This is a genomic window from Virgibacillus tibetensis, assembly GCF_036026595.1.
Lineage (GTDB): Bacteria > Bacillota > Bacilli > Bacillales > Amphibacillaceae > Virgibacillus_P > Virgibacillus_P tibetensis.
The window spans coordinates 126,166-140,360 of the sequence record NZ_JARZFX010000001.1; the positions used below are offsets into that span (position 1 = coordinate 126,166).

Annotated in this window: 15 protein-coding genes; 13 read left to right on the forward strand and 2 right to left on the reverse strand. The window is 36.8% G+C overall.

Annotated features, from left to right (window positions below; genetic code table 11):
* Positions 1-16 precede the first annotated feature (16 nt).
* The 8 genes from QGM71_RS00615 (at position 17) to uvrC (ending at position 8,018) form a co-directional block, all read left to right on the forward strand.
* Positions 17-424 carry a DUF350 domain-containing protein gene (locus tag QGM71_RS00615; protein WP_327605569.1) on the forward strand — a complete coding sequence of 136 codons (408 nt, stop codon included), beginning with the start codon at positions 17-19 and terminating at the stop codon, positions 422-424.
* 190 nt (positions 425-614) lie between these two features.
* Entirely contained in the window at positions 615-2,312 is a 1,698-nt protein-coding gene (locus QGM71_RS00620; protein ID WP_327605570.1) for a long-chain-fatty-acid--CoA ligase, read from the forward strand.
* A gap of 129 nt (positions 2,313-2,441) precedes the next feature.
* On the forward strand, positions 2,442-3,026 hold the full coding sequence (locus QGM71_RS00625) for a TetR/AcrR family transcriptional regulator (protein ID WP_327605571.1): 585 nt from the start codon (positions 2,442-2,444) through the stop codon (positions 3,024-3,026).
* A 55-nt stretch (positions 3,027-3,081) separates the two neighbouring features.
* On the forward strand, positions 3,082-3,855 hold the full coding sequence (locus QGM71_RS00630; protein WP_327605572.1) for an enoyl-CoA hydratase: 774 nt from the start codon (positions 3,082-3,084) through the stop codon (positions 3,853-3,855).
* Between the two features lie 18 nt (positions 3,856-3,873).
* Positions 3,874-4,647: an electron transfer flavoprotein subunit beta/FixA family protein gene (locus tag QGM71_RS00635; protein WP_327605573.1), complete on the forward strand. Its 774-nt coding sequence runs from the start codon at positions 3,874-3,876 to the stop codon at positions 4,645-4,647.
* A 27-nt stretch (positions 4,648-4,674) separates the two neighbouring features.
* Complete coding sequence (locus tag QGM71_RS00640) at positions 4,675-5,646, forward strand: electron transfer flavoprotein subunit alpha/FixB family protein (RefSeq protein WP_327605574.1); 972 nt, start codon at positions 4,675-4,677, stop codon at positions 5,644-5,646.
* A gap of 179 nt (positions 5,647-5,825) precedes the next feature.
* Positions 5,826-6,140, forward strand: a complete 315-nt coding sequence (trxA, locus tag QGM71_RS00645; protein ID WP_327605575.1) for a thioredoxin — start codon at positions 5,826-5,828, stop codon at positions 6,138-6,140.
* Positions 6,141-6,233: 93 nt separating this feature from the next.
* Positions 6,234-8,018, forward strand: coding sequence for an excinuclease ABC subunit UvrC (gene uvrC, locus QGM71_RS00650; RefSeq protein ID WP_327605576.1), 1,785 nt, complete (start codon positions 6,234-6,236; stop codon positions 8,016-8,018).
* Positions 8,019-8,062: 44 nt separating this feature from the next.
* Here uvrC and QGM71_RS00655 read toward each other — a convergent pair whose 3' ends face one another.
* On the reverse strand, positions 8,063-8,500 hold the full coding sequence (locus QGM71_RS00655; RefSeq protein ID WP_327605577.1) for a YslB family protein: 438 nt from the start codon (positions 8,498-8,500) through the stop codon (positions 8,063-8,065).
* A 298-nt stretch (positions 8,501-8,798) separates the two neighbouring features.
* On the opposite strand from QGM71_RS00655, the gene QGM71_RS00660 reads away from it, so the two are divergent.
* The 4 genes from QGM71_RS00660 to QGM71_RS00675 all read left to right on the forward strand — a co-directional run bounded on the left by QGM71_RS00660 (position 8,799) and on the right by QGM71_RS00675 (position 12,501).
* A complete protein-coding gene (locus QGM71_RS00660) occupies positions 8,799-9,419 on the forward strand; it encodes a succinate dehydrogenase cytochrome b558 subunit (protein WP_327605578.1) in 621 nt (206 codons plus the stop codon).
* 29 nt (positions 9,420-9,448) lie between these two features.
* The gene (gene sdhA, locus QGM71_RS00665; protein WP_327605579.1) at positions 9,449-11,212 is read left to right on the forward strand and encodes a succinate dehydrogenase flavoprotein subunit; all 1,764 of its coding nucleotides are present in this window, start codon (positions 9,449-9,451) and stop codon (positions 11,210-11,212) included.
* Positions 11,213-11,214: 2 nt separating this feature from the next.
* The gene (gene sdhB, locus QGM71_RS00670; protein WP_327605580.1) at positions 11,215-11,979 is read left to right on the forward strand and encodes a succinate dehydrogenase iron-sulfur subunit; all 765 of its coding nucleotides are present in this window, start codon (positions 11,215-11,217) and stop codon (positions 11,977-11,979) included.
* A gap of 78 nt (positions 11,980-12,057) precedes the next feature.
* Positions 12,058-12,501 carry an acyl-CoA thioesterase gene (locus QGM71_RS00675; RefSeq protein ID WP_327605581.1) on the forward strand — a complete coding sequence of 148 codons (444 nt, stop codon included), beginning with the start codon at positions 12,058-12,060 and terminating at the stop codon, positions 12,499-12,501.
* A gap of 114 nt (positions 12,502-12,615) precedes the next feature.
* On the opposite strand, the gene QGM71_RS00680 is transcribed toward QGM71_RS00675, so the two are convergent.
* Positions 12,616-12,840: a helix-turn-helix domain-containing protein gene (locus tag QGM71_RS00680; RefSeq protein WP_327605582.1), complete on the reverse strand. Its 225-nt coding sequence runs from the start codon at positions 12,838-12,840 to the stop codon at positions 12,616-12,618.
* A gap of 901 nt (positions 12,841-13,741) precedes the next feature.
* On the opposite strand from QGM71_RS00680, the gene QGM71_RS00685 reads away from it, so the two are divergent.
* Positions 13,742-14,194 (forward strand): MarR family winged helix-turn-helix transcriptional regulator, encoded by a 453-nt coding sequence (locus QGM71_RS00685; RefSeq protein WP_327605583.1) that lies wholly within the window; start codon positions 13,742-13,744, stop codon positions 14,192-14,194.
* The last annotated feature ends 1 nt before the right edge of the window (position 14,195 follow it).

Below are 14,195 nucleotides of genomic sequence, written 5' to 3' on the forward strand. Positions count from 1 at the left end.
GAGAAGGTGTTTGTCCATGAATGGCTTTTGGGAAAATATAATTGTAGAAACAACAGCCAGATACAGTGTTGTAATCTTATGTACTCTTGTTTTTTTGGCCATCTTTGAACTTGTTACATCCTATAAGAATTGGGATGAGATAAGAAAGGGAAATCTTGCAGTGGCAATGGCGACAGGCGGAAAGATATTTGGGATAGCTACTATCTTCCGCTATTCCATTGAACATAATGATACTTTACTTCAAAGTGTTGGCTGGGGGACTTTCGGCTTTCTGTTGTTATTGTTTGGCTATATTATATTTGAATTTCTTACACCTTCAATAAAGGTTGATGAGGAGATTGGAAAAGGTAATAAAGCAGTTGGTTTTATTGCCATGATTATTTCCATAGGATTAGCATTTGTAATTGGTGCCAGTATTATATAAGGGGAGAAGATAGTGGAAACTTTAGCAAAAGTACTAATAGCAGTGGCAATAATTTTTGTCATTGTGGGTGTTTATTATTTGGTATAGAATACAGTATTAATTAATTTATTAAAAAATTATCACGTAATATTTCAAAAATAGAAATTAATCTGTATAATAAGTATAAACTAGTAATAAAGGAGGAGAGTTTATGGAAAAAATAAAAAAATGGCACAAACATTATCCATCGGAAATTTCAACAACTATTAAGTATGACGAGAAACCCTTACATGCATTTTTGGAAGAAAGTGCAAAGGTGTACGGAGAAAAGAAAGCGCTTTATTTTTTGGGGAAAGAGCTTTCTTTTACTGAGCTTTACCAGGAATCAAGAAAAATGGCTAATTACATGCAAAAATTAGAATTGCAAAAAGGGGATAAGGTGGCTATCATGTTACCGAATTGTCCACAGGCAGTAATCAGTTATTATGCTGCTCTGATGGCCGGTGCTATTGTCGTTCAAACAAACCCTTTGTACACAGAAAGAGAATTGGAATATCAGTTAAAAGATTCTGACGCTACATTAATTGTTTGTTTAGATATATTACTGCCCCGTGTAACAAACATTCGCGCAAACACAGCTATAAAACATACAATTGTTACCGGTATAAAGGACTATTTACCCTTTCCGAAGAATCTTATTTATCCGTTTATTCAAAAAAAGCAATATAGTATCGTAGTTAAAGTAGAACAAAGTGAAGACACTCATGTTTGGAAATCAATGATCGACCAGACTTCTGAAGATTATCAAAGTGTAGATATTGATCCTGTAAAAGATTTGGCTTTATTACAGTATACTGGTGGAACAACAGGAAATCCGAAAGGGGTTATGCTGACACATTATAACTTAGTAGCAAACGTTCAGATGTGTGATGCCTGGCTTTATAAGACGAAAAAGGGTGAGGAAATTATACTTGGTGTAATACCATTTTTTCACGTATACGGTATGACTACAGTAATGATTAATTCGGTTATGATAGGTTCTAAAATGGTTTTACTTCCGAAATTTGATGCCGGAGATGTACTGAAGACGATTCAAAAACAGAAACCTACTTTATTTCCAGGAGCACCGACTATTTATATTGGTCTTTTGAATCATCCAGATATTAAAAAGTATGACTTATCTTCTATTAAAGCGTGTATCAGTGGCTCAGCACCATTGCCTGCCGAAGTTCAGGAACAATTTGAGAAAATTACTGGAGGAAGATTAGTAGAAGGTTACGGATTAACTGAATCGTCACCAGTTACCCATGCAAATCTTGTTTGGGAGAACAGAGTTAGTGGCAGTATAGGTATACCATGGCCTGATACAGATTCTGCCATTTACAGAATGGAATCTGATGAAGAAGCAGATATTGGTGAAGTTGGTGAAATAGCTGTAAAAGGGCCTCAGATAATGCAAGGTTACTGGAATAATCAGGAGGAAACAGATAACGTACTCAAAGATGGCTGGTTGTATACTGGTGATCTTGGATACATGGATGAAGATGGATACTTTTACGTTGTAGATCGAAAAAAAGACATGATTATAGCAGGAGGATATAACATTTATCCGAGAGAGGTAGAAGAAGTGCTTTATGAACATGAAGGAATTCAAGAGGCGGTAGTCGCAGGTATTCCGGATCCTTACCGTGGAGAAACAGTAAAAGCATATGTAGTGTTAAAAGAAGGTTATACTGTTGATGAGGAAGAATTAAATGGATTTTGCAGAAAACATTTAGCAGCATACAAGGTACCAAGATTATATGAATTTCGTAGTGAATTACCAAAAACAGCTGTCGGGAAAATTTTAAGAAGAAAACTTGTAGATGAAGAGAAAGAAAACAGTAAGGAAAGCAGCACTACAATTTGAGCGAACTGCTCATTTTTTTTCAGAAGATAGTACAAGCTTTATATTGACAGAATTTAATTGGATCGTTACAATAACTAATGAATGATTATTCATTCAGTTTATGATATTGTACGTTCTAAGGAGAATAACATGAAAAAGAATAAACCGAAATTCAAACAAATTATTGATGCTGCAGTAATAGTAATTGCAGAAAATGGATATCATGCTTCACAGGTCTCTAAAATTGCTAAAAAAGCTGGTGTTGCTGACGGAACTATTTATCTTTATTTTAAAAATAAAGAAGATATCCTTGTTTCTGTCTTTGAAGAGAGAATGGGACAATTTATTGACCAGATTATTAGTAGTATAAATAAGCAGGAAAACGCAAATCAAAAATTACTGACACTAATAGAAATGCATTTCCGCCAGCTTTCAGAAGATCATCACTTGGCAATAGTAACTCAATTGGAATTAAGACAATCGGATTCAACTTTACGCTTGCAAATTAATAAAGAATTAAAACCCTACTTAACCGTTATAGATACGATTATAAAAGAGGGAATCGAAGAAAAGCTGTTTCGAGATGAATTAAATCTTCCTCTTGTACGGCAAATGATCTTCGGGACTTTAGACGAAACAGTTACAAATTGGGTCATGAAAGAGCGTAAGTATGATTTAGTAAAACAAGCTCATAGTGTTCATGCTTTATTAACGAACGGTATTTCTGTAGAATAGTATCTGAGTTACTAAAATCAGTTTAATGAATACAACTAGGAAAGGAGGATTGGTCTTGGGAACATTAACATACGAACTGAAAAACAACGTCGCACACATAACGATCCAGAGTCCACCAGCTAATGCGTTATCTAGTAAACTTTTAAATGATTTATCGAGTGTGCTGGATGAGATTGAGAAGAATAATGTGGTAAAAGCGATTATACTAAAAGGTGAAGGTAAATTTTTCTCTGCAGGAGCGGATATAAAAGAATTTACATCACTTCAGAATGCATCAGACTACCAATCATTAGCAGAAAAAGGGCAGGTATTATTTGATAGAATCGAGCATTTCTCAATTCCTGTTATTGCAGCCATTCACGGAGCATCTCTTGGTGGGGGATTAGAACTTGCGATGGCTTGTCACATGAGGATTGTTACCGAGAACGCAAAGCTTGGCCTGCCAGAGTTATCTTTGGGTATTATTCCAGGGTTTGCAGGAACTCAACGATTACCTCACTATGTCGGATCTACAAAGGCGTACGAGATGATATTAACTGGAGATCCTGTAAGCGGCAAAGAGGCTTATGATTTAGGTCTTGCTAATATAGTAGTAGCGGAAGGTGATATTTTCTCGGAAGCTACGAAACTAGCAGAAAAAATTGCTGCAAAAAGTAAGTTAACAATAACTAGTGTCATGCATTTGATTCCATTTGCTAAAACAGAACAATTTACTGAAGGTGTTAAAGCAGAGGCAAGGGCTTTTGGCAAGATTTTTGGATCTGATGATGCAAAAGAAGGCGTACAGGCTTTTATGGAGAAACGCCAACCAAACTTCCAGGATAAGTAAACTAAAGGAGGATGTAACATGAATATTTATGTATTATTAAAAAAGACATTTGATACAGAGGAAAAGATTTCTGTTTCAAATGGTCGGATTGAAGATGATGGAGCGGAATTCATTATAAATCCATATGACGAATACGCAGTTGAAGAGGCAATAAACCAGCGTGATGCACATGGTGGAGAAGTTACAGTTGTAACTGTTGGAGATGAAGATTCAGAAAAGCAACTGCGCACAGCCTTAGCTATGGGCGCGGACAAAGCAGTAATAATCAATACGGAAGATGATCTTGAAGATGGAGATCAATATACTACTGCTAAAATATTAGAAGCTTACTTTGAGGGAAAAGAAGCAGATTTAATTCTTGCAGGGAATGTAGCGATTGATGAAGCAAGTGGCCAAGTAGGACCAAGGCTAGCTGAAAGCTTAGGAATCCCGTATGTCACTACAATTACAAGCTTAAAAATCGATGGAGATTCAGTTACTATCGAAAAAGATGTAGAAGGCGATGTAGAAATTGTTGCGACGAAACTTCCAGTACTTGTAACATGTCAGCAAGGTCTAAACGATCCGCGTTACCCTTCACTTCCAGGAATCATGAAAGCGAAGAAGAAACCGTTGGAAGAATTAGAGATTGATGATCTTGATCTAGAAGAAGAGGATGTAGAACCAAAAACCAAAACGGTTGAAATATTTCTACCACCTGAAAAAGAAGCAGGCAGAGTACTTGAAGGTGAACTGGAAGATCAAGTACAAGAATTAGTCTCATTACTTAAGAACGAAGCAAAAGTACTGTAATCATGCATAAAGAAAGGAGTAACTCTCATGAGTAATAAAATACTAGTAATTGGTGAAACAAGAGAAGGTTCATTACGTAATGTAACATTTGAAGCAATTGCCGCAGCAAAAAAAATAAAATCTGACGGAGAAATCGTTGGTGTACTATGTGGGGATGAGAATTTAGAAAATCAAGCACAGGAAATGATCTATTATGGTGCTGATCGTGTTATTGCCGTTTCACATGAAAAATTGAAAACGTATACATCGGAAGGGTATGGTCAAGCTATACTAGCTGTCATTAACGATGAGTCTCCAGATGGAATAGTAATGGGACATACATCGATAGGTAAAGATTTAACCCCTAAACTGGCCAGTAAACTGAACACCGGTCTAGTATCTGACGCAGTAGAAATAGAAAAAGTTGCTGAAAAAGTTCAATTTACCAGACCAATATACTCTGGTAAAGCGTTTGAGAAAAAAATTATTACTAGTGGAATAACGTTTGTAACAATCAGACCGAACAATATTCCTATGTTAGAACGTGACGAATCACGATCTGGTGATATTAGCACTAAAAATGTAGACGTTGCAGACATCCGTACAATTATTAAAGAAGTAATACGTAAAGCATCTGAGGGTGTTGATTTATCTGAGGCAAATGTAATTATAGCCGGTGGCCGCGGAGTAAAGAGTGATGAAGGATTTAAACCACTATACGAACTTGCTGAAGTATTGGGAGGGGCAGTAGGTGCATCACGTGGTGCGTGTGATGCTGAATATTGTGATTACTCCTTGCAGATAGGTCAAACAGGTAAAGTAGTCACCCCAGACCTGTATATTGCAGTAGGGATATCTGGTGCCATTCAACATTTGGCAGGCATGTCAAACTCAAAAGTTATCGTTGCAATAAATAAAGATCCAGAAGCGAACATATTCAATGTAGCAGATTACGGCATCGTTGGAGACTTGTTTGAAATAATTCCATTACTCATTGAGGAAATTAAAAAAATTAAATAGTAAATATAAAAATAGCCATTGCCTAGTGATGGCTATTTTTATAGGGAATAATATACCATATAACGGTATACACCTTTTATAAAATCACCTAGAAATGAATAAGCAGATTATTAGTAAGGAAATACTAACGATGTTATACTCATGTTTAGAATTAATGCTTTAATGAGGAGGAATAATGTATGGCTATAGAAAATGTAACTGATCAAAATTTCGCAAAAGAAGTCGCCGAGGGCTTGGTGTTGGCAGATTTTTGGGCTCCATGGTGTGGACCTTGTAAAATGATCGCCCCAGTATTAGAAGAAATTGATGGCGAAATGGAAGATAAAGTTCAAATCGTAAAATTGGATGTGGACGAAAATCAGGAGACTGCCGGTAAATATGGTGTTATGAGCATCCCGACATTATTATTGTTTAAAGACGGTAATGTTGTAGATCAAGTGATTGGTTTTCAGCCAAAAGAAGCACTTGTAGATTTAATTAACAAACATGCTTAATGAGTCTATAATAGGATAGAGAAGAGAATGTTTAAATCCCTTGTTGCCGAACGTAACAGGGGATTTTCTAAATTGCTAAGGGAATGAGTCTTAATGAATCAAACAATTAAGCAAAAGTTAGCTGTCTTGCCCTCCCAACCAGGTTGTTATCTAATGAAAGATAAGCATAGTACAATTATATATGTTGGTAAGTCTAAGCTATTGAGAAACCGTGTCCGCTCCTATTTTACAGGTGCTAATGACCGGAAAACTCAGCGGTTAGTTCAGGAAGTTAACGATTTTGAGTACATTGTTACAACATCAGAAATTGAAGCGCTTATATTGGAAATGAATTTAATAAAAAAATATGATCCCAAATATAATGTCATGCTAAAGGATGATAAGTCCTACCCATATTTAAAAATTACATCCGAAAGACACCCACGGTTACTGATCATCCGAAAGGTGAAAAAGGATAAAGGAAAGTACTTTGGACCCTATCCAAATGTGATTGCCGCAAGAGAGACTAAAAAGCTTCTCGACCGGTTGTATCCGCTGCGAAAATGTAATAATCCCCCCGGAAGACCATGTCTCTATTATCATATGAATCAATGTCTGGCATGCAGTGAGAAAGCACCTTCTGCAAAGGAGTATAAAGAAATAGTACGCAGTATTACCTCCTTTTTACATGGAGGGTATAAAACAATAAAAAATGATATAAAAAATAAAATGCTTAAAGCCAGTGACGAACTTAATTTTGAACGGGCAAAAGAATTACGTGATCAGATTCAGCATATTGAAGTAGTTATGGAACAACAAAAAATGACTTTAAATGATAATGCAGACAGAGATATATTTGGGTACAGCTATGATAAAGGCTGGATGTGTATTCAGGTGTTCTTTATCAGACAAGGGAAATTAATTGAAAGAGATGGCGGGGTGTTCCCTTTCTTTGATACACCAGAAGAAACTTTCATCAGTTATATTGGGAGGTTTTACCTTCACCAAAATCATCCTAAGCCAAAACAAATCCTTGTTCCAATTGGAACTAATGATGAGTTAATAAAGGAGCTTTTAGATATTGATGTACACACACCGTACCGTGGACGAAAAAAAGAATTAGTGGAATTAGCTAATCAGAATGCCACAATTGCATTAGAAGAGAAATTCTCATTAATTGAGCGCGACGAGGCAAGAACAATCTTAGCTGTTGAGCAATTAGGTGAAGTATTAAATATTGAAACACCTCAGCGGATAGAGGCTTTTGATAATTCGAACATACAGGGTACGGATCCAGTATCCGCTATGGTTGTTTTTATAGATGGCAGACCAAATAAAAAAGAGTATCGTAAATATAAGATAAAAGATGTTAAAGGACCAGATGACTACGAAACTATGAGAGAAGTTATTAGAAGAAGATATACAAGGGTACTAAAAGAGGGTTTGTCTTTACCTGACTTAATCGTAGTCGATGGTGGCAAAGGACAAATGAGTGCCGCGCTGGATGTTTTGGAAAATGAACTTGACCTGGATATACCATTATGTGGTTTATCAAAAGATGATAGACATAAAACAAGTGAATTACTGTATGGCAATCCACCACTGGTAATCCCTTTACCTAGACAGTCACAGGAGTTTTATCTTGTCCAGCGGATTCAGGACGAAGTACACAGATTTGCCATTACCTTTCACCGTCAGCTTCGTGGGAAAGGGTTGTTTCAGTCAGAATTAGACAAAGTTCCCGGGATTGGTGAGAAAAGAAGACGGCTATTGTTAACGCACTTTAAATCAATAGGAGAAATTAGAGAAGCAAGTTTGGATGATATAACAAAGCTTGGTATTCCAAGAAATACAGCCCAGGATATAGTCTTGTACTTAAATAAAGAATCTGGTAAATAAGGAACATTATAGCCTTCTAAATTCAGGCTATAATGTTCCTTATTTTATTTTGTGAATAGTACCGAGAATTCTATTTGATGAATCTTATAGTTGATTTCTTCCATACATTCACATTCTATACCTTCCACGATCTGAACAGCTTCAGCTAGAAAGCCTGCTTCCAGACGGAAATCAGCATCGATTGGTGCTTCTAATCGATGAACAACTGCATCTGCCATTAAGTAAAAAATAGTTTCTTTTCTCTTTTCTTTTATTAATTCCAATCTTCCCCAGCCCAATTTTTCAAATAGGATAAAAACATCCTCCATGCTTTTTATGTCAAATTTCCTAGCCAAGTTTCTTCCCATAAAATATAAGAGTGTGTTAGACTCTCTACCCAATAATTCGGGTAAACATAAATAGCGCAGGATATCATATCCAGCACCGGCAGTATGTAATTTATCGAGTTGAGAAACCGATAGTAGACTTATCTTTTTAGACATTGATGTCATCCTTTCAATTTTAAAACCACAAATTTTGGTACAGATTACGACGTTCATTAGTAGTTTACTAGTATCATTATCTATATAATTTGGTGTTTACGCAAGTCTGCATTAAGATTTTTTTCTAAAATAAATAGCACTTGGATAAAACTCCCACTCTATATTTTAGGTTTCCTTTTCTTGACGCTTTTTGTAGATAGAAGTACAATAAACATGTCACAAAAAGTCCAGAATTTAGACAGTGTCTAAGTCTGTACGAATCAAAATATTATAGCATTTTACTAAGGGGGGGTAACACATGGCAGAACATCGTGAGTTTTTTTACAGAAGATTACACTCACTATTAGGTGTAGTTCCTATCGGGATATTCTTGGTTCAGCACTTAGTGGTGAATCATTTTGCTGTGTACGGTGAAGAAAGTTTTAATAATGCAGCAGGGTTTATGGCAGGGCTTCCATTCGTATTGTTATTAGAAACGTTTGTAATCTATTTACCAATTTTGTTTCATGCAATCTTAGGGGTTTATATTGTATTTGTAGCACGAAACAATATGAAAAATTACGGTTACTTCCGAAATTGGATGTTTTATTTACAACGTATAACGGGAGTAATTACATTAGTTTTTATTGCATGGCATGTATGGGAAACCCGTGTTCAAATCGGACTGGGAAATGTTGAGCTGAACTATAGTTTAATGGAAGGCATCTTAACAAATCCATTTATGTTTTGGTTTTATGTTATTGGTGTTATTTCCGCGACGTTCCATTTCGCAAATGGACTATGGAGCTTCTTACTGACTTGGGGATTTACACAATCACCAAAATCTCAAAAGATCGCTACATACGCAACACTGCTTATATTCTTGGCAATCAGTTACCTTGGTATAAGAACATTAATTCAATTTGCATACGGAGCTTAATCTAAACGAAAAGGGAGTGAGTATTAACTATGAGTAATCGTAAAATAGCCGTTGTCGGCGGGGGACTTGCCGGCTTAATGGCAACAATTAAAGCAGCGGAAGCAGGGGTAAATGTAGATCTGTTCTCTATTGTACCTGTGAAACGCTCTCACTCTGTGTGTGCCCAAGGTGGTATAAATGGTGCCGTTAACACAAAAGGAGAAGGAGATTCTCCATCTGTTCACTTTGATGACAGTGTGTATGGTGGAGATTTTCTTGCAAACCAACCACCAGTAAAAGCTATGTGTGATGCTGCACCAAGTATTATTCATATGTTGGATCGCATGGGGGTTATGTTTAACCGTACACCGGAGGGCTTGCTTGATTTCCGCCGCTTTGGTGGAACTCAGCATCATCGTACAGCATACGCAGGGGCTACTACAGGACAACAATTATTATATGCACTAGATGAGCAAGTTCGCCGCTTTGAAGTAGAAGGGTTAGTAACAAAATTCGAAAGCTGGGAATTTGTGGGAGCCATTATTGATGAGGAAGGTGTAGGAAGAGGAATTGTAGCTCAGGATATTACTACACATGAGATTAAATCATTCCCGTCAGATGCAACAATAATAGCAACAGGTGGACCTGGTATCATTTTCGGTAAATCTACAAACTCGATCATAAATACAGGATCAGCGGCGAGTGTTCTATATCAACAAGGTGCAAAATACGCAAATGGTGAATTCATTCAGATTCATCCGACAGCAATTCCAGGTGATGATAAACTTCGCTTAATGAGTGAATCAGCACGTGGAGAAGGTGGCCGTGTTTGGACATATAAGGATGGAGAACCTTGGTACTTCTTAGAAGAAAAATATCCTGCTTATGGAAACCTGGTTCCACGTGATATTGCAACACGTGAGATATTTGACGTATGTGTAAATCAAAAGCTTGGTATTAATGGAGAAAACATGGTTTACCTTGATCTATCACACAAGGATTCTAAAGAGCTTGATATAAAGCTTGGTGGAATCATTGAAATTTATGAAAAATTCGTTGGAGAAGATCCACGTAAAGTACCAATGAAGATTTTCCCTGCTGTTCATTATTCTATGGGTGGGTTATGGGTTGATTATGACCAAATGACAAATATCCCAGGAATATTTGCTGCTGGTGAATGTGACTATTCACAACATGGTGGAAACCGTCTAGGTGCAAATTCACTTCTATCTGCAATTTATGGCGGTGCAGTTGCTGGTCCTAATGCAATTAAATATGTCGATGGTCTTGAAAAACATGTTGATGACATCTCTCCTGAACTCTTTGAAACAAGACAAAAAGAAGAGCAAGAGAAATTCGAAGCACTTATAAATATGGATGGTGGCGAAAATGCTTACCAAATTCATAAAGAGCTTGGAGAATGGATGACAGATAATGTTACAGTAGTACGTGATAATGAAAAACTACTGAAAACAGATGAAAAAATTAAAGAACTATTGGAACGCTGGGAAAATATAAATATTAATGATACATCACGCTGGAGTAACCAAGGAGTAATGTTTACACGTCAGTTGAAAAATATGCTCCATCTTGCACGTGTTATTACAATTGGTGCATATAATCGAAACGAAAGCCGTGGAGCTCATTACAAACCGGAATTTCCGGAACGTAATGATGAAGAATGGTTAAAGACTACAATTGCAGCTTTTGATAAAGAAATGCAATCACCTGTATTTTCTTATGAAGAAGTTGATACGTCCTTAATACCACCACGTAAACGGGACTATTCAAAAAAAAGTGAAGGGAGTAAGTAAAGATGGCTGAAGAACAGACAGTTACTTTTATAATAACTAGACAAGACAGCCCCGAATCTGATCCTTATGAAGAAACGTTTCATGTTCCTTACCGTAAGAACATGAACGTTATATCAGGATTGATGGAAATTCGGCAAAATCCTGTAAATGCAAACGGGGATAAAACAACTCCAGTCTATTGGGATATGAACTGCTTAGAAGAAGTCTGCGGTGCTTGCTCCATGGTTATTAATGGAACGGCAAGACAATCCTGCGCAGCTCTCGTTGACAAGCTGGAACAACCAATACGCTTAGCGCCTATGGCTACATTTCCTGTGGTTCGTGACTTGATTGTTGATCGTGAGCGTATGTTCGATGCATTAAAACAAGTGAAAGCATGGATCCCAATTGATGGCACGCATGACTTGGGTCCTGGTCCGCGTATGCCTGAGAAAAAACGTCAGTGGGCATATGAATTGTCGAAATGTATGACCTGTGGTGTTTGTTTAGAAGCTTGTCCAAATGTTAATGACAAATCAAACTTTATTGGACCTGCAGCACTTTCACAGGCCAGATTATTTAACGCACATCCAACAGGAGAAATGAATGCAAGTGAGCGATTGGATGGGTTAATGGAAGATGGAGGGATCGATGGTTGCGGTAACGCTCAAAACTGTGTTCAGGTCTGTCCGAAAGGGATACCATTGACAACTTCTATCGCTGCTATGAATAGAGCAACAAATATACAAGCATTCAAAAATTTCTTTGGTAGTGACCATGCACATTAATAACTTGGACTTATAAGTGTAATGACCCTTACCAGTCAAATGGTGAGGGTCTTTTTATACAGGAAAGGAGATTTATCATTGAAAACGAATACATATATTAATGATCTTGAAAAGTGGCGTTCTGAATTTTCTTTTTCGATCCCTATAAAAATTCGATTCTCAGAGACAGATATGTTTGGTCACGTCAATAATGTATCTCCATTTATTTATTTTGAAGAAGCTCGAATTGAATTTTTAAAATCAGTCAATTTATTTGGTGATCTAGAGAGTACAGAAGGTATTCCCATTGTGGCTGATTTACAATGTGACTTCCTTCAGCAAATGTACTTTAATAATAATCTGAACCTATTTGTAAAAGCTAATCATGTAGGGAATACGTCTATTGACCTGCATTATATGGGGTTGAATGCTAAAGATGAAATCACCATAACAGGACGGGGCAGACTGGTTTATGTTAATCCAAAGACCGGGAAACCAGTATCTTTAAATAAATCGATGAAAGAGAAACTATTAGAGAAATAGTAATAGTTACTTTATAGTTTTCGTAACAATTTATAAATGTGCTTTTCTCAGTACTTATACCTTTCAAAGAATAAAATAAAACCGACCTCCATCAAAGGAAAGTCGGTTTTATTTTTAGAGCTTTAATTCCCCCATGCGAAGGAGCTCTACTACTGCTTGCGATCGCCCCTTGACTCCTAACTTTTGCATAGCATTTGAAATGTGATTGCGGACAGTTTTTTCAGATATATACAACTCCTGGGCAATTTCCTTTGTTGTTTTATCTTGTACTAAGAGTTCGAATACTTCTTTTTCGCGTTTTGTTAGTAATTGCTTCGGTTTATACTCGTTTTCCTTCAAATGTTAACCCCTCCTTGCTGTCATAGAGCTGCAGATTGAAGGGAAATTATTTAGTCCTTATCAGCTTATGATGATTAGTGAAAACGGTGCGTACAATTATCCCTGACTAAACATAAGAGATGCCTGACATTAACCATAGATAACATGAAGGTCCTTAAGTTAATTTCTATACAGCTCCCCTCCAACTATTCGCCGAAAGAAAACTTCTAGAGAATTCCTCTTTAGGGTTACAAAGTATTTTGCCGGAATTCTACTAATTAATAATATGCTGTTGAAACAACTATCGTCCTTTGATAATCATTCTGTGTTAACACAATAAAAACAGTTCCGTATAAGTTTAGCAGGATATTACGGTATATATTAAGGTCTTTTTTGAAAGAATGAAAAGCTCTTAAAAAAGCTTTTGAAAGAACAAAAGCGCGGGAGACCGTTTTATCACCTATGTGCTGCCCCCGCGCACCCGCGGATGGGTCGACGTTGCCGCTCAGGAGCGGCGTAGTTAGTGGATCTTCTACTGTTGTATGAGATCCACTCCAGAGTATAAGATTTCACTTAGACTTTCGCCATTTCTGACGATAAGTCAAGTTTATCTTTCATAAGGTTATGCCGGCGCCTAAGCACAAGCCCGGTTTAAGTCGGCCTTCCTTATCTGTAACGAACCGGGTTATGTTGAGTTAGATTCAGTGGAAGCTGGAAGGGAACTAGGACGTCCTCGAAAAAGGAGATCAGCTTTTCTGGACTTGGCTTTTGCTGTCAAAGAGTTTTATACAGCCAAATTTATACTTATCTGAAAAAAATGGAAAAAACAATTTTCTGCAATTCGGGTGTGGAATTCTCATATTACGTCTATGGTTGTGGTAAAATGTTACGAAGACAAGAAATAGTGTAGGGGGTTGCTTTCTTGAAAAAAGATGTTACAGCAGATGCCATAAAAGATATAGAAAAGAATTTCCGTTACATCGCAGGGATAATTAAACAAAATGGAAGAAAAATCTTAAATAATTATCCGATTACTTCCCCGCAATTTGTTGCGTTGCAATGGTTGTCTGAAGAAGGAGATCTGACTATTGGGGAATTATCTAATAGAATAAGTCTGGCTTTTAGTACTACAACAGATTTAGTTGATCGAATGGAAAAAAATGACCTTGTTGAAAGAGTCCGTGATTCCAAAGATAGGCGTGTCGTGCGGATTCACCTTTTAGACAAAGGCAGGACAATTATCCATGAAGTAATTGATAAGCGGCAGGATTATGTCGGTGAAGTTTTACAGGAATTCACAGAAGAGCAAACTGACAAGCTAAATGAGTTATTAACATTCTTACATGAACAAATGAAAGTTGTTAATAAAAAATAAT